This window comes from Streptomyces sp. NPDC091682, assembly GCF_044756625.1.
Classification (GTDB): domain Bacteria; phylum Actinomycetota; class Actinomycetes; order Streptomycetales; family Streptomycetaceae; genus Streptomyces.
The window spans coordinates 571,662-586,846 of record NZ_JBIVTH010000002.1 but is presented as its reverse complement, the minus strand read 5'-3'; the positions used below and the strand labels follow the sequence as shown (position 1 = coordinate 586,846).

Below are 15,185 nucleotides of genomic sequence, written 5' to 3'. Positions count from 1 at the left end.
TCGCTTTCGCATTCCATTCGGCCCGTTCTTGCGATTCCCCGCGCTGTTCTTCGGCTCCCGGAATTCCTTGATGCGCGCCGTATCGAGGAAGGTTCTGTATGAACCCCGTACGTACGAACAACCGCTCCGCTCGCACCCGCAGCCGCACCGGCGGCCCCACCTCAGGTTCCGCCGCGGGTTCGGGCCGCGGCGGCCGCTTCGGTTCTTCCGCCCCGAGCCGTTCCGGTGGCCCGAGCCGCTCGGGCGGGTACGGCCGCCGGCCCGCCGCGGTGCAGGGCGAATTCGCCCTGCCCAAGACGATCACCCCGGCCCTGCCCGCCGTCGAGGCCTTCGCCGACCTCGCCATGCCCGCGGAACTGCTCGCCGCACTCACTGCGGAGGGCTTGACCGTACCGTTCCCGATCCAGGGCGCGACCCTGCCGAACTCCTTGGCGGGCCGCGACGTGCTCGGACGCGGGCGGACCGGGTCCGGCAAGACCCTGGCCTTCGGGCTGGCCCTGCTGGCCCGTACGGCCGGTCAGCGCGCCGAGCCCCGGCAGCCGCTCGCACTGGTCCTCGTACCGACCCGTGAGCTGGCCCAGCAGGTCACCGACGCCCTCACCCCGTACGCCCGCTCGGTCAAGCTCCGCCTGGCCACGGTCGTCGGCGGGATGCCCATCGGGCGGCAGGCGGGCGCGCTGCGCGGCGGCGCCGAGGTCGTCGTCGCCACGCCGGGCAGGCTGAAGGACCTCATCGACCGTGGGGACTGCCGACTGAACCAGGTCGCGATCACCGTCCTGGACGAAGCCGACCAAATGGCCGACATGGGCTTCATGCCGCAGGTCACCGCCCTGCTCGACCAGGTGCGCCCCGAGGGCCAGCGGATGCTGTTCTCCGCCACCCTCGACCGCAACGTCGACCTGCTGGTGCGCCGCTACCTGACCGACCCGGTCGTCCACTCCGTCGACCCGTCCGCGGGCGCGGTGACGACGATGGAGCACCACGTGCTGCACGTGCACGGCGGTGACAAGCACGCCGCCACCACCGAGATCGCGGCACGCGACGGCCGCGTCATCATGTTCCTGGACACCAAGCACGCCGTGGACCAGCTCACCAGCCACCTGCTGAACAGCGGCGTGCGGGCCGCCGCCCTGCACGGCGGCAAGTCGCAGCCGCAGCGCACGCGCACCCTGGCGCAGTTCAAGACCGGACACGTCAGCGTGCTCGTCGCCACGAACGTCGCCGCCCGCGGCATCCACGTCGACAACCTCGACCTGGTCGTCAACGTGGATCCGCCCACCGACCACAAGGATTACCTGCACCGTGGCGGGCGTACCGCCCGTGCCGGGGAGTCCGGCAGCGTCGTCACCCTGGTCACCCCGAACCAGCGCCGCGACATGGCCCGGCTCATGGCCGCCGCCGGGATCACCCCGCAGACCACCCAGGTCCGCTCCGGGGAAGAGGCCCTCAGCCGGATCACCGGCGCCCAGGCCCCCTCCGGCATCCCGGTCGTCATCGCCGCGCCGGTGTCCGAGCGGCCCAAGCGCAGCGCGGCCTCCCGCAGCCGACGCGGTCCCGCTTCGGCGGCGCGGCGCCTGAACGTGCGCCGGTCCGCCTTCGATGCGGCGGCGGCCTGAGAACCACTTGATCAGGAAACTGACCCATCTCTGCAGGAGGCACGTTTTGACGCTGGTCCAGATGCAGTTCCGCTCGGTGAGTGCCAACCCTGTGTACCCGGTGGTGGTCGACGCCATGGAGGCTGCCGGGCCGCAGGTCTGCGACGACATGACGGTCGAAGTGGCCTTGTCCGTCATGGCCAGTGCCCGCGCGGGACATCTGTTGGTCTGCGACGAGGACGGCCTGTGTGCCGGTCTGGTGACCCCGGCCCAGCTCGCGGCCGTCCGTGACGGAGACGCTTACACGGACCGGATCCGGCTGCGCGACGTCCTCGGTGACCGCGGGCCGTCCACCTCGCCCCTCACCACGATGGCCGAAGCCGAGCACGCGATGCGCTACCGCCGGCTCGATGCTCTGCCCGTCGTCGACGAACAAGGCAGCGCCCTGGGCGTCCTCGCCCTTGCACGCTGAACCGCTTCACCGCGGTCGGACCGTTCCCCCGGCGCCCTGCCGACCGTCTCACTGACGGGACCGGCGTGAGCACACCCCCGACTGCGTCGGCAGTGCTGACGCTCCAGACCGATGAACAGGATGACGGGATGGATATCCTCCGCAGGAACAACGTGAAGGTCAGCGGATCACCCGGCAGCCCCGTGGTGATGCTGGCGCACGGGTTCGGCTGTGACCAGAACATGTGGGGCCTGGTGGCCCCGGCGCTGGCCGAGGAATTCCAGGTGGTCCTGTTCGACTACGTCGGGTCGGGCGGCTCCGACCCGTCCGCCTGGAGCGCCGAACGCTACGGCTCACTGCACGGATACGCCCACGACGTGGTCGAGGTGTGCGAGGCCCTCGACCTACGGGACGTGGCCTTCGTCGGACATTCGGTCAGCGCGATGATCGGGGTACGGGCGGCGGCCACCACTCCCGAGCGGTTCTCTTCCCTGGTCATGGTCGGCCCTTCCCCTTGCTACATCGACGACGACGCCTACCGCGGCGGCTTCAGCGCCGAGGACATCGACGAGCTGCTGGAGTCGCTCGAGTCGAACTACCTCGGCTGGTCGGCCACGATGGCACCGGTGATCACGGCCAACCCCGAACGTCCGGAACTGGGGGAGGAGCTGACCAACAGTTTCTGCGCCACCGATCCGGCGATCGCCCGCGTCTTCGCCCGCACCACGTTCCTCTCCGACAGCCGTGACGACCTGAAGTCGGCGGGCGTACCGACGCTGGTACTGGAATGCGCCCAGGACGTGATCGCGCCGTGCGAAGTCGGCGGCTACGTCCACGCGGCCATCCCCGGAAGCCGCCTGGTCACCCTGGACGCAACGGGTCACTGCCCCCAGCTGAGCGCTCCCGAGGCCACCACGTCAGCCATCCGCGCCTTCCTGCGGGAGCTGCGGTGATGGGGTGCACCGCCCAGAACCCTGAGCGGCCCGACGGCGAAGAGTCCGCCACCGACGCGGTGTTCTCCTCCCTGCTGGAGGACGCCGCCGAAGAGCTCTACGAATCCGCCCCCTGCGGCTACCTGTCCACCCTGATGGACGGCACCATCGCAAAGATCAACGGAACGCTCCTGGACTGCCTCGGCCTCACGCGCGAGGAAGTCGTGGGCCGTAGACGCTTCACCGACCTCCTCACGATCGGCGGCAAGCTCTACCACGAGACGCACTTCGCACCGCTCCTGCGGATGCAGGGATAGATCAGCGAGATAGCGATGGCACTCAAGGCACCGGGCGGCGGGCGTCTCCCGGTCCTGGTCACCTCCCGTGTGAAGACGAGCGGCGACGGCGAGCCGATGCTGATCCGCACCACCGTCTTCGACGCACGACAGCGCCGCGCCTACGAAAGCGAGCTGCTCCGCGAGCGTCAGGTGGCGGAGGAAGCCCGCCGGCAGGCCGAAGCCGACAGGGAGCGGCTGCGTGAAGCACTCGCGGTGCTCCAGCAGAGCCTGCTCCCCGCTGCCCTGCCCGCCGTGCCCGGAATGGCAGCGGCCTCCCACTACCACACCGCCTCCGTCGACCGGCTGGGCGGAGACTTCTACGACCTGTTCCCGCTGGACGACAAGCGCTGGGCGTTCTTCCTCGGCGGCGTCTGCGGCAAAGGTCCCCAGGCTGCCGCCGTGACCTCCCTGCCCCGCTACACCCTGCGTGCCGCAGCCCTCCACGATTCCGACCCCGTAGCCGCGCTGTGCACCTTGAACACCGTGCTGCACGAGCGGTTCACGAATGGGGACCCGCGCTACTGCACCGCGATCTTCGGTGTGATGGAACCCGATCCCAGCACCGGAACGGTTGCCGTGCACCTGGCGTCCAGGGGCCATCCCCCCGCACTCGTCGTGCGCGCCGACGGCCGGGCCGACTACCTCCCCACCCCCGGCGGCCTGCTCATCGGAATCCTGCCCGACCCCCGCTTCACCCCTGCCGCGACCACGCTCGGTCCCGGTGATTCCCTCCTCCTCTACACCGACGGCCTCACCGAAGCCCGCGTCGGCACGAACCGCGAGCTCTACGGCGAAGACGCCCTGCGGACTTTCACCGCCGGTCTCGCCCCTGCAGGTGCACACGAGCTGATCACCGCCCTCACCGGTCTCCTGGACGGCTTCGGTGAAGGCCTGGACGACGACACGGCTCTGCTCGCCCTCGGCGTGCCCCTTCCCATCCCGTTGCACGAGAGCACGATCTGACATGAGCACCCTGACGATTACCGCCCGAGACGCCACCACCGGCCCCGTCCTGGAAATCGCCGGCGACCTCGACTACGACCAGGCCCCCCGCCTTCGACAGGCCGTGACAGAGCTCAGCCTGGAGCCAGGACAACGCCTCGTCCTGGACCTCTCCCGCATACGGTTCTGCGACTCCAGCGGCATCACCGCCCTTATCGTCGCCCGCAACCACGCTGTCGCGGCCCAGGCGGACATCGCCCTGGCGGCGGTCCCCGACAACACGATCCGCATCCTTCGCATCGTCGGCCTCGACCGGGTCTTCACCATCCACCCCGACGTCGGCACGGCCACAGCACACCGACCGGCCACCAGGCGTCCCTGACGGCGCCGGTGCCGTAGGAGGTGCCCGCTCGGGACGTGTGACCCGGCCGCCAACGTCACCGAGAGGATTTCGGCGGGTGCCCGGCAACCTTTCGGGCTCCGGCGGCAACTGAGGGGTGAACAGTGCAGATCCACCTGTACGACAACTACTACGACACCACGGCGTCGGAGGGCTACGCGCACAGCTACAGCGTCAACTCCCGGGCCGGCGCCCAGGTCGTCGCGCAGAACAACTACTGGAAGCTCTCCCCCGACCGGAAGACCTCCCAGCTGCTCAGCGGCGACGGCACCGGAGCCATCGCGGGCAGCGGCAACCTCGTCGGCGGCGCCCCCGTGGACCTGGTCGCCGCCCACAACTCCGCCGGCCCCGGGAAGAAGATCAAGACCACCGTCGACTGGCGGCCCACCCTCACCGCCGGACTCGAAACCGCATCCGAACTGCCGGCGAAGCTGGCGGCGAAGGCCGGCGCCGGTATCCTCACCGAGACCGGCGGCAAGGCCGCTCCCACGCCGTCCGGTCCGGCCGGCGGCCGTACGCTGACGGTCGCCGCCGACGGCTCCGCGGCCCACCGCTCCGTACAGGCCGCCGTCGACGCCGCCACCGCGGGCGACACCGTCCTCGTCGCGCGCGGCACCTACCGCGAGACGGTGAACGTCCCCGCCTCCAAGCACGGACTGACGCTCAAAGGCGCCACCGGCAACGCCGAGGACGTCGTCATTACTCACGACAACGCCTCCGGCACACCGAAGCCCGGAGGCGGTACGTACGGAACCGCGGGCAGTGCCACCGCGACCTTCTCGGCCAACGACATCACCGTCACAGGTGTGACGGTCGAGAACACGTGGGAGAGGTCGGCTCACCCGGACGTCAGGGACACGCAGGCCGTGGCGGTCAACGCGTCCGGCGACCGCCAGAAGTACCTCAACTCGCGTTTCATCGGACACCAGGACACCGTCCTCAACTGGGCTCCCTCCGCCACCAACCAGTACCGGCAGTACTTCCGACACTGCTTCTTTGCGGGGGACGTCGACTTCGTCTTCGGCAACGCCACCGCCGTCTACGACCAGGTCAACGTCACCCTGCGCGACCGGGGCGCCGTGGCCGGCGGCCACAACGGATACCTCGCCGCACCGAACACCGACGCGGCCAAGCCGTACGGGATCCTCATCACCGACAGCACGATCAGCAGCCCCGCCCGACCCGGGACCTACTACCTCTGCCGGCCCTGGCACCCGGGCCCGAGCGCGGTCGGCCAGCTGGTCATCCGCAACACGAGCCTGCCCGCGGCCCTGAAGACCGAGGGGCCGTGGACGGACATGGGGGGCTTCTCCTGGAAGTCGGCCCGGTTCGCCGAATACGCCAACACGGGCCCCGGCGCCGGAACCGGAGCGAACCGTCCCTAGCTCGCCCCGTACCGGGCCGCAGCCCACACCGCCCGCGCCTACCTGGCCGGCACCGACGGCTGGAACCCGACGGACTGATGGGCGTCACCGTGTGGACCAGGCCCGGGCGAACCGAAGCGTCCGAACGAACGCTCGAACGGACAGCTACGCTCCGGCCCCTGCCTGAAAACGCCCCCGTAGCACCGAGAGGCCGTACCGAGGCCATGACCGAAGACGAGGCAGCCGCGGAGTTCCACGCGTTCTTCGAACGCCACCACGCCGAACTCTCCCGCCTGGCGTACCTGCTGACCGGGGAGGCGGACGCCGCCGACGACCTCGCCGCGGACGCGATGGTCGCGCTCTGGCACCGCTGGGACAGGGCCCGCAGTGCCGACTCCGCGGCTGCCTACGCCCGCGGAGTCGTCGCCAACCTTGCCCGCAGCCGGATCCGGAGCACGGTGCGCGAGCGGCGGCGCGTCCTGCTGTTCTGGTCGCACCGCCCGGAGCGGACCGACGGCCCGGACATGGCCGCCGTCATGGACGTACGGGCCGCCCTGGACACGCTGCCGTTCCGCAAATGCGCCTGCGTGGTACTGCGGTACGCCTTCGACCTCTCGGAGAAGGACACCGCGGCGGCACTCGGGATATCGGTGGGTACGGTGAAGAGCCAGACCTCGAAGGGGACTGCGGAACTGCAGCGGCTGCTCGGCACCCGGGCCGCCGGCGAGCTGGTGGAAAGGGGAAGCCGGTGACCGACGAACTGCGCGGCCTGCTGCGCGAGAGCGCCGGAGCCCACCAGCCCGACCGGGCCCGCATGCTGGCCCGGGTCGAGCGCGGCATGGCCCGTCCCGGCATCGCCCGCCGATCGCGGGACCGCGAGCGCACCCGCGCCCTGTCCTGGCCGAGGATCGTCCTCGCGACCCTGGCCACCGCCGGAACCCTGACGGCGAGCGCCCTCATGGTGGTCGCCGCCGTGCACACCCCGGACCCGCCACGGAATCCGATGGCCGCCGCCCCGTCCGCCGGCGGCCATGCGGTGCCACCGACGGCCGCGGGCAGCCGGACCGAGGACGGTCCCCTTTGGGCCGACGGCTCCGTCGACCCCCACAGCAACGCCTACTGGGCACAGAGCAACGTCACCCTGAAGGCGGGGAAGCCGCTCACCGCGCTCGTCGTCGAGCTGCGCATCGCCCTCACCGAGGGGGTGAAGGACACCGGTAGCTGGCGGACCCGCCCCGCCGCGGACTTCGACCTCTCCGCCCGCCAGGAAGGTGGCTTCCTCGTCTACCGGTGGACCCTCAGACCCGGCAGGACCGTTCCGCCAGGCGAGCACGTTTTCGCCGGCCAGTACGACCACGCCGCCGGCGGGCGCGATGCGAAGGACGACACGTACCGGATCGACGCCACTGCCGGTGCCGCGGAGAGCGGCGCCGCCGTGTGGGGCGGGTTCGCGTAGGCCGGGTCCACGTCCCGCGGTCGGCTTGGGCCGACATGCCGCGCATGGCGCAATGAGCCGCTCCGGCGGTTTCCCAGGTCACCTTGTGCGGAGGCGGTGACCGGCGCGGGCGGGCAGGAACGAGGCGGCGAGGCGGGTCGTGAACGAGGAGAGCGTGGACCGGGCCGAGGGTCTCGGCGAGCGGCCGCTCGGCCTGCTGCTGCACCGGGCGCGGCGGATGCCACCGCAGCTGATCGGCCCACTGATCGCGGAGGAGATGGCCGGGATCGGAGGCCGTGACGTCTCCATCCTGCTCCAGGACTACGCGCAGGCGCTGCTGGTGCCGCTTCCCGGCAGGAAGCTGCACGTCGGCCGGCCCCAGCCGGTGATCGACTCCCCGGCCGGGCGGGCCTTCCTGCGCGGGGAGGTCGTCGAGGTACCGCAGGCCCACGGCGGCGTCCGGATGTACGTGCCACTGCCGGACGGCAACGACACAGTGGGCGTCATGGCCCTCACCCTGGACCACGTCGGCGACGACGACCGGCGCCTGCTGCGCCGGCTCGCCGGGCTGGTCGCCGACCTGCTGGTCACCAAGAACGCCTACACCGACCAGCTCTTCCTGGCCCGGCGCCGGGAGCCGATGAGCGTGTCCGCGGAGATCCAGTGGAGCCTGCTGCCCCCGCTGACGATGACCGTGCCGCAGGTCGCGGTAGCCGGCATCCTGGAGCCCGCCTACCGCGTCGCCGGAGACAGCTTCGACTACGCACTCAACGACAACATCCTGCACATGGCCGTGATCGACGCGATGGGCCACGGCCTGGACGCCGCCGCGATGGCGACCATCGCCATCGGCGCCTACCGGCATGCCCGGCGCGTGTCCGTCAGCCTGGCCGAGAAGTACACGTACATGGACGACGCCATCTCCCGGCAGTTCGGTCCCGACCACTTCGTCACCGCCCAGCTGATGCACCTGAACATCGCCACCGGTGAGCTGGAGCTGGTCAACGCGGGCCACCCCGCGCCGCTGCTGATCCGCGACGGCAAGGTCGTGCGGCAGCTGGAGAGCGCGACGACGCTGCCCGTCGGCTTCGGCGGCGAGGAGCCCCGGATCGGAGAGCACACGCTCCGGCAAGGCGACCGCGTGCTGTGCTACACCGACGGAATCATCGAAGAGCACGTCGCCGGCGGGGAGTTGTTCGGCGAGGAACGCCTCATCCGGTGCGTCGACCGCCTCGGGGAAATGCCGTCAGAGGGGATGCGGGCAGATCTGCGCCGGCTCTCCCACACGCTGAAGAGCGAACGGGGTGGGCACACCAGCGACGACGCCACCCTCTTCATGGTCGAATGGCGCGGGGGCGCCGCCGACCACCTCGCGGTTCTCGACTGAACGCCTCGAAGCCGAGGAGATCGGCGGTCCTCCCCAGCGCCTCCGCCGGAAAATACCTGGTCACAACGGTCTTTGCCCACCGAATAGGCGTACAGTCAAAGGACCGGAAGTACTTCGAGCACCGGCTTTCACGCGGGTGTCATTTCCGGCGATCGCCTAAAAACCGGGCTGCCGACGGGCAGTCCGGGGGCAGGTCCATACCATGACCACCACCCTCGACCGCACCGCGCCCCGCGACTTCGCCGCAGAGTCCTCGGCTCGCTTGTCCCTCACCCCGAAGACCACGCTCGCCGGCCAGCTGGACGGGGCCTGGTGGCCCTACTCCCGCGACCTTGAGACCGAGCTTCCCCCGCTCGCCGCCGCCCTGGAGGAACCGTGGGGGCGCGTCACCCGCGTCACCGTGAATCCCGACCGCTGGCCCGTCGTACCGCACACGGTTGCCTTGGACGGACGCACGCTGCACGTGGGCTGGTTCACCGAACAGGACCCCGACAAGCTGATCCTGCTCTCCTACACCGTCGGCCGCTGGGACCTCCTGGTGATCCCGCCCGAGACCGCACCCGCAGCTGCGGCCCGGCTGATGGCCGCCGCCGCGATCCCGGGTAGCGTCCTCACCGCAGGCTCGCTCATGGCCAACGAAAGCGCCATCGGGCGCGGCGTCCGCGACGCCCGCCGCCGGGAAGCCACCTGGGAGGGCGAAGGCGGGGCCTGCATGTCTCCCTTCGGGGTCGCGATGGGACGAAGCGCCCTCCCGCTGTCCGCGAACGGCTGGAGGTGAGCTCCGTGGAGACCGTCGTCCTCATCGCGGTGGTCATCCTCATGATCGGCGTCGCAATGCGCTGGATCCACGTGCTGAACGCCCGGGACGAGGCGCGGATCGAGTCCTACCGCTTCAGTGACCCCCTGCCGAGGCCTCCCGGCCTGCCGGACGACACCGGTCGTCGAGCCCACCGCACGGGTGCCGACCGGTGAGGAACAGACCTTCCTCCGGCCGGGGGCAGCGGTCGGGGCGCCTCGGTGCCCCGACCCGCCGGCCTCCTCACCCGCCCTCGACGGCTACACCTGTCCCCGCGTACCCCCTCCGCCGGCACCGGCGCGCACACCGACGCGATCTGAGGAGCCCCGTCGGCCCCGGAGCCCACGCCACCCCACACACGAAAGGACGCGGTCATGGCCACACTGCGCGAACGCAAGACCTACCGCGACCAGGTGCTCCGGGTCCTGTACGAAGCCGTCGAGGGCAACCGCCTCCTCGGCATCACCGGAGCACAGCTGCGGCGCGACCTCCACGTACCGGAACAGGACCTGGCCGCCGCCTGCACCTACCTGGCGGGCGAAGGACTGATCACCGTCGACTGGGACCCCGGCAACACCCCCGCGATGGTCACCCTCACCCACGAGGGAATCCGGCACATGGAAGCCGATGAGGAGAGCACGGCTGAACCCCCGCACACGTGAGGGCCAGGGCCTGGGACGCGGGTAGCCGGTCAGTGCCTTCAGTCGGGTTTCCGAGTCCCCGAGACCGAGGGCGCGGGCCCGGTGGCAAGCGCAGTGCCCTGCTGCCCTGCCGGAGTGGCTCGATGCTTCGGGCTGGATCGGCTGGGCTGGCCCTGCGGAGGTACCGATGCGGATCCCGCCGCTCGGCCGGGTGCCGGCCGCCACATGCCCGTGTGCCGTGCTGCGCGTCGCCACAGGTGAGGCAGGAAGGCGTAGAAGCGGTCGGGAAGGAACACGGCGTCCGCAATGATCATCGCGCCGGAGAAGAGAGGCAGTCCCAGGAGCACTGCGATGCCGATGTGCATGCCCAGCAGCACCGTCAGAACGGGGTACTTGAGCCTGCCGAAGAGTACGAACGGGAAGGCGACCTGCAAGAGCACCGTCACGTAGCTGGCGATCGCGATCACCATCGGGTACTCGTCCACGAGGTGGGAGAGCGCGGGCCAGGGCTGGAAGAGTTCGAGGTTCAGCGCGTAGTGGAGGGCGGTGCCTCCGCCCCAGGTCTGGCCCTGGATCTTGTACAGGCCGGCCGATCCGTAGAGGAAGCAGACCTGTGCCGCGATGACGAGGATGCCGCAGTTGTGCACCACCGTGGTCAAGGTGGTACGGGCGTCGTGGAGTTGCTGTGCGGAGAGGCTCCTCACCGGCTCCGGCGCGTCGCCCGCACGGGCTGCCTTGAACCGGTTCCTGCGTGCGTCCAGGGACCAGCGCCGGCCGCACGCGGTGAGGACGAGGTAGAGGGCCATCAGCAGGATCAGGTTGTCGCCCCCGTCCGTCATGAAGATCGATCTGGCATGGAACGAGGTCACCACGACGGCGAAGAGGACGGACATGGCCCGGGTCCGCCAGCCCAGCATGAACAACGCGGACGTGACGAGGGCCGCCATGTAGCAGAGTTCGAAGTAGGCGCGGCTGTCGGACAGGATCAGGATGCTGTTCCAGCCCGTCTGGTCGAAGAGCTGCTGTGCCAGTGCCGGTGTCCAGGGGGAGCCCGGGCCCCAGATCTCGTCACGGTGCGGGAACTCTCGCAGCAGGAAGACCAGATAGAGCAGCCCGTAGCCGATGCGCAGAACCGATGCGGCGTACAGGGAGATCGGCCGGTCGGTGAGGAGCGCCCACAGAACACCGATCCGGTCGAGGAGCCACCGGTGGGCGGTGCCGGCGACCGGAGTCACTTGGGCCGCAGGCCGGTGCGGCGTGGCCGCTGCGGAAGGGGGCTGGGGGATCTGTTCACTTCCCATGGGAGGTCACCTTCCACCAGGGCAGGAGCCGGTCCTCGGTGGGTGCCGGCGGGCGGTTCCCGGCCGCTGTGCCGGGCGCAGCGACGGGCAGTGTGACGACCCGGAGCTGAATGAAGTCGAAAGCGCCGCCGTCGTTGTGGGCGGCGACGCGGTCCGCGGCGATGTTGCGCAGGTACGTCTGCAGCATCACGGCGCGTTCCGAGCGTGCCGTGTCGCTTCCTCCGTGGGTCTCGACGTACGAGGTCCAGGCGCGGCGCAGGAGGTTCTGGGACGTATGGCTCGGAAATACATTGTGGTCGACCGCGGAGTGGTCCACGGCAGCCAGGTCGAACCAGGGGGTCACCTGCACCGATCCTTCGGAGTCGGTGTGTGCGGTCCTCGCCAGGATCTTTCGGTTGAAGGAGTCGGGGTCCGGGGCGAAGAGCCGCCAGTTCTGTTCGAAGAGCGGGTACACCCATCCGTTGACCTGTGCGCTGTAGTGCTTCGATACGGGGTTGGCGGGGGCCACATGAAGGAATACCAGGACGACATGGACCAGTGTCGTCACCAAGCAGAGGGCTACTGCGGTGCGCAGCCCTGCTCTCACTGCGCGAACTCTCATGAACCGCTCGCCCGGCATGGCCGCTTCGTCATGACGCTGTTGGGGGACCGTACCGGAATCGGACTGATGAAGTTCCTTCACGCCCGCAGCTTCAATTCCGCTCGACACCGCCCACCCGGTCCTTCTCATGTCTGCTGTTCGCCTGATGTCTCTGCGATTCACCGACGGCGCGCGGCGGATTCGATGAGGATTCCGCCGCGCGCCGTCATCCGATGAACGGGCTTCGTGCAGCCTGTTGGCTAGCCCTCGTGGCCGTGGTGACCCTCGTGGCCAGCGGGCTTGTTGCCGTAGCCGTAGTGGTCGCCGGGCTTCCCGTCGTGGTCGTGGCCGTGGCCGTGGTCCGGCTTACCGGGTCCCTCGTCGTGCCCGTTGCCCGGCCCGCCGTGCTCCGGCCCGTGGTGCTCCAGGCCATGGTGGTCCGGCCCGCCGGGCTGACCGCCGTGCCCGCCGGTGACGTTGCCCCCGGTGATGGTCCCGCCGGTCGTGTTGCCGCCGGTCGTGTTCCCGGCCGTGTTGCCCGCGGTGTTTCCGGAGGTGTTGCCGGCGATGTTCCCCGAGGTGCCGCCCGACACGAGGTCGACGATCGGTCCGCCCAGGAGGCCACCACCGATCAGACCCACGGTCGTACCGGTCGTCGATCCTGCGGTAGGCGTGCCGGCGGTCGTGCCCGTGGTCGCGCCCGTGGTCGTACCGGTGGTGGTCGTGCCGGTCGTCGTGCCGGTGGTCGTGCCGGTGGTCGTACCGGTCGTGGTGCCCGTGGTCGTACCGGTCGTGGTGCCCGTGGTCGTACCGCCGGTGGCGCACCCGCCGAGGAAGATCCTGTTGGTGTCGAGCGTCACGGCGCCGTTACGGGCCAACGCCCGGCCCTCGATGTTCGTCCCCGTGGTAACGCTGATCGAGGTCAGAGCCATGATGGTACCCACGAAGGTGGAGGTGGTGCCGAGGGTGGCCGAACTCCCGATCTGCCAGTACACGTTGCACGCCGAAGCGCCGTTCGTGAGGAGCACTCGGCTATTGGATGCCGTCGTCAGGGCTTCAGGGATCTGGAACACCCAGACGGCGTTGGGGTCTCCTCCGGCGTCCAGGATCAGGTCACCGGTGAGCCCGACACCGGAGACAGCGGTGTGGACGCCCGGAAGCAGCGTCTGGCCGGCGCCGATTCCCGCCGCAAGCGCGAAGTCCGTGGCCTGCCCCGCAGCGTTGTTGTACGCCTGGACCAGGTCGGACTTGGCCTGAAGTGCCACAGCGTCGGCAGCGTGGACGGCGCCGAGCACCAAGCCGGGGGGGAATCCGGAGATGGCAGGGTTCGGGTGCGTCCCAAGGTCGTGACTGATCACGGAGGGGCCGGTGTTGGTAACGCCCTGACCTGCCAGAACGGAAAAGCTGGCGGCTGTGGCCAGAGGCACGGGTGTCGCGATGGCCATTGCCTGCGTCGGCAATCCGGCGACCATCACGGCGGCAACCGTTACCCCGACGGCCGAGGCCAGCCAGCCGGACAGAGTGCGGCGCTGGGCCGCTTGGAATTTCAGCTTCATCGAGAGGGGGGCCACTTCCTATGGGGGCCGTGGCATACCGGGCTCCTACCGATGGCCCGGGAAGCCTTGTCGTTGTTGCCGCATATTACGCAGCAACATTCACGTGGCAAAAATAGGCAAGGGGAGGGAGAGGGAATTACAAGCATATTCGACGCAGCGAGGCGCGATGAAAATACCAAAACTCCCGCGCCTATCATGCGATAGTCCCCCCGCCGGATGGGGCTGGATTAACTCGCACGAGGCGGAGCCGCTCATATGGAAATGCATTCAAGCCCGCCAAGCGTGCGGAGTGCCGCCAGGTAGGTGATTTCACGAGTTGTTGGAGGGTGGGCGCGCCGATCGATCTTCCGTCAATCCATATGACTCTGATCGGGATTGTTTGCGCTCCCTTTCTTGCGCGGGATCGAACACCGGCCTTGTCGAATTTTTGAGCGATGGCCGTTCCGTGGATCGAGCGTGAGTTCATCCGCAGGTGGCTTCCGACCGCTTTTCATATCCGGCAACGCCCGGCGGCCCAGCTCGCGCACTGCCCAAGGCCGCACCCAAGCCCTCATCCCGTACGTCGAGAGGGAGGAGAAGACCGTCGTCCCCCGCCGGCACGCCGCTGCCCGACAGGCCGGTACCCGAAGCCCCGCAGAGGGGTGTCAGCGGAGCGTGCGGTGGCGCCGGCCGGAACGCCGGATGTGCAGGACCAGGTACACCAGGGCGCCGATGAACACCACGATGCCGATGATCAGCAGATAGAACAGCCCCTCGGCGACGGCGCCGATGAGGCCCAGCACGATCGCAACGATGACGAGAACCAGGAAGAGCGTCATGACGCAGGGCACCTCCTCGAAGGGCCGGTCAGCGGCGGGCGAGCTGCCGCTCGCCGTTCACGCCGGGCTGATAGGCCAGGCCGTAGTGCGCGAAGACGGCCGCCTCGTCCTCGGCGGGCAGGACGTCGTCCGTCCCGATCGCCGGGCACTTCTTCACCAGCGACCTGTCGTAATCGACCTTGACGTAGCCGGGCCCCACGACCGCGCCCGCCAGCGGGACGAAGACCAGGTGGCGGCGGGTGGGCAGCCCGACCAGGACGGTGGCCATGGCCGGCTCGTCGGTGCTGGTGTCCACGTAGACCGCCTCCAGCACTCCGATCTTGTGGCTTGCGGCATCGACGACGTCATGGGTACGCCACTCCCGGATATCCGCGATTCCGATCATCCCGAGCGCCCCTTTCCCGCAACGTTGCGCCGGCAGGCGTTGTACTTTTCAGCCTGCCCCGCAAAGCCCGCCCGCACCAGCCCGGACACCCCGCAACGTCACACGGCAAGGACGACACGTTCCCCCGTGTGAGCCGCACGGCCGCCGGACCCCTGGCGACGTCCCCCCAGAGGCTTGGTAGATGAGCGGTTGTTTCCGGCGAACAGGTGGAGAGCTGTGGCATTCGGGTGAATTCTGCTCGGGCTGTGCACGCGGCTCCGCTCG

General features: G+C 69.6%; 16 protein-coding genes and 1 pseudogene. 12 read left to right on the top strand and 5 right to left on the bottom strand.

The features are described 5' to 3' along the window. The first annotated feature begins 98 nt into the window (after positions 1-98). From ACIQK6_RS07125 to ACIQK6_RS07070, 12 genes and pseudogenes are all read left to right on the top strand, one after another. On the top strand, positions 99-1,616 hold the full coding sequence (locus ACIQK6_RS07125) for a DEAD/DEAH box helicase (RefSeq protein ID WP_329096426.1): 1,518 nt from the start codon (positions 99-101) through the stop codon (positions 1,614-1,616). Positions 1,617-1,662: 46 nt separating this feature from the next. Continuing rightward, entirely contained in the window at positions 1,663-2,067 is a 405-nt protein-coding gene (locus ACIQK6_RS07120; protein ID WP_329096424.1) for a CBS domain-containing protein, read from the top strand. A gap of 128 nt (positions 2,068-2,195) precedes the next feature. Then, entirely contained in the window at positions 2,196-2,999 is an 804-nt protein-coding gene (locus ACIQK6_RS07115) for an alpha/beta hydrolase (RefSeq protein WP_329096422.1), read from the top strand. Beyond that, a pseudogene (locus tag ACIQK6_RS07110) lies at positions 2,999-4,279 on the top strand (PP2C family protein-serine/threonine phosphatase). The gene ACIQK6_RS07115 and the pseudogene ACIQK6_RS07110 overlap by 1 nt, the downstream one beginning before the upstream one ends. A 1-nt stretch (position 4,280) precedes the next feature. Next, on the top strand, positions 4,281-4,640 hold the full coding sequence (locus ACIQK6_RS07105; protein ID WP_329096419.1) for an STAS domain-containing protein: 360 nt from the start codon (positions 4,281-4,283) through the stop codon (positions 4,638-4,640). A gap of 122 nt (positions 4,641-4,762) precedes the next feature. Continuing rightward, entirely contained in the window at positions 4,763-6,043 is a 1,281-nt protein-coding gene (locus ACIQK6_RS07100; protein ID WP_329096417.1) for a pectinesterase family protein, read from the top strand. 203 nt (positions 6,044-6,246) lie between these two features. After that, positions 6,247-6,774 carry a SigE family RNA polymerase sigma factor gene (locus tag ACIQK6_RS07095; protein ID WP_329096416.1) on the top strand — a complete coding sequence of 176 codons (528 nt, stop codon included), beginning with the start codon at positions 6,247-6,249 and terminating at the stop codon, positions 6,772-6,774. Then, the gene (locus ACIQK6_RS07090; RefSeq protein WP_329096414.1) at positions 6,771-7,478 is read left to right on the top strand and encodes a hypothetical protein; all 708 of its coding nucleotides are present in this window, start codon (positions 6,771-6,773) and stop codon (positions 7,476-7,478) included. Before ACIQK6_RS07095 ends, ACIQK6_RS07090 begins: the two co-directional genes overlap by 4 nt. 139 nt (positions 7,479-7,617) lie before the next feature. Continuing rightward, positions 7,618-8,844: a PP2C family protein-serine/threonine phosphatase gene (locus ACIQK6_RS07085; protein WP_329096412.1), complete on the top strand. Its 1,227-nt coding sequence runs from the start codon at positions 7,618-7,620 to the stop codon at positions 8,842-8,844. A gap of 202 nt (positions 8,845-9,046) precedes the next feature. Next, positions 9,047-9,622 carry a DUF5994 family protein gene (locus ACIQK6_RS07080; RefSeq protein ID WP_329096410.1) on the top strand — a complete coding sequence of 192 codons (576 nt, stop codon included), beginning with the start codon at positions 9,047-9,049 and terminating at the stop codon, positions 9,620-9,622. A 5-nt stretch (positions 9,623-9,627) separates the two neighbouring features. Beyond that, on the top strand, positions 9,628-9,816 hold the full coding sequence (locus tag ACIQK6_RS07075; RefSeq protein ID WP_329096407.1) for a hypothetical protein: 189 nt from the start codon (positions 9,628-9,630) through the stop codon (positions 9,814-9,816). Between the two features lie 198 nt (positions 9,817-10,014). Beyond that, positions 10,015-10,302, top strand: a complete 288-nt coding sequence (locus ACIQK6_RS07070; RefSeq protein ID WP_329096405.1) for a hypothetical protein — start codon at positions 10,015-10,017, stop codon at positions 10,300-10,302. Between the two features lie 38 nt (positions 10,303-10,340). Here ACIQK6_RS07070 and ACIQK6_RS07065 read toward each other — a convergent pair whose 3' ends face one another. From ACIQK6_RS07065 to ACIQK6_RS07045, 5 genes are all read right to left on the bottom strand, one after another. Continuing rightward, positions 10,341-11,582, bottom strand: coding sequence for an HTTM domain-containing protein (locus ACIQK6_RS07065; RefSeq protein WP_329096403.1), 1,242 nt, complete (start codon positions 11,580-11,582; stop codon positions 10,341-10,343). Further along, positions 11,572-12,312 carry a DUF5819 family protein gene (locus tag ACIQK6_RS07060; protein WP_329096402.1) on the bottom strand — a complete coding sequence of 247 codons (741 nt, stop codon included), beginning with the start codon at positions 12,310-12,312 and terminating at the stop codon, positions 11,572-11,574. The genes ACIQK6_RS07065 and ACIQK6_RS07060 overlap by 11 nt, the downstream gene beginning before the upstream one ends. Before the next feature lie 110 nt (positions 12,313-12,422). Next, on the bottom strand, positions 12,423-13,718 hold the full coding sequence (locus ACIQK6_RS07055; protein WP_402694448.1) for an ice-binding family protein: 1,296 nt from the start codon (positions 13,716-13,718) through the stop codon (positions 12,423-12,425). A gap of 644 nt (positions 13,719-14,362) precedes the next feature. Continuing rightward, positions 14,363-14,536, bottom strand: a complete 174-nt coding sequence (locus ACIQK6_RS07050) for a hypothetical protein (RefSeq protein WP_329096397.1) — start codon at positions 14,534-14,536, stop codon at positions 14,363-14,365. A gap of 28 nt (positions 14,537-14,564) precedes the next feature. Continuing rightward, on the bottom strand, positions 14,565-14,921 hold the full coding sequence (locus ACIQK6_RS07045) for a PRC-barrel domain-containing protein (protein WP_329096395.1): 357 nt from the start codon (positions 14,919-14,921) through the stop codon (positions 14,565-14,567). Positions 14,922-15,185 lie beyond the last annotated feature (264 nt).

Coding starts and splice junctions, on each gene's coding strand:
- ACIQK6_RS07055 (WP_402694448.1), bottom strand. CDS start 13,718: ATGAAGCTGAAATTCCAAGCGGCCCAGCGCCGCACTCTGTCCGGCTGG.
- ACIQK6_RS07060 (WP_329096402.1), bottom strand. CDS start 12,312: ATGAGAAGGACCGGGTGGGCGGTGTCGAGCGGAATTGAAGCTGCGGGC.
- ACIQK6_RS07105 (WP_329096419.1), top strand. CDS start 4,281: ATGAGCACCCTGACGATTACCGCCCGAGACGCCACCACCGGCCCCGTC.
- ACIQK6_RS07095 (WP_329096416.1), top strand. CDS start 6,247: ATGACCGAAGACGAGGCAGCCGCGGAGTTCCACGCGTTCTTCGAACGC.
- ACIQK6_RS07070 (WP_329096405.1), top strand. CDS start 10,015: ATGGCCACACTGCGCGAACGCAAGACCTACCGCGACCAGGTGCTCCGG.
- ACIQK6_RS07080 (WP_329096410.1), top strand. CDS start 9,047: ATGACCACCACCCTCGACCGCACCGCGCCCCGCGACTTCGCCGCAGAG.
- ACIQK6_RS07115 (WP_329096422.1), top strand. CDS start 2,196: ATGGATATCCTCCGCAGGAACAACGTGAAGGTCAGCGGATCACCCGGC.
- ACIQK6_RS07125 (WP_329096426.1), top strand. CDS start 99: ATGAACCCCGTACGTACGAACAACCGCTCCGCTCGCACCCGCAGCCGC.
- ACIQK6_RS07050 (WP_329096397.1), bottom strand. CDS start 14,536: ATGACGCTCTTCCTGGTTCTCGTCATCGTTGCGATCGTGCTGGGCCTC.
- ACIQK6_RS07065 (WP_329096403.1), bottom strand. CDS start 11,582: ATGGGAAGTGAACAGATCCCCCAGCCCCCTTCCGCAGCGGCCACGCCG.
- ACIQK6_RS07045 (WP_329096395.1), bottom strand. CDS start 14,921: ATGATCGGAATCGCGGATATCCGGGAGTGGCGTACCCATGACGTCGTC.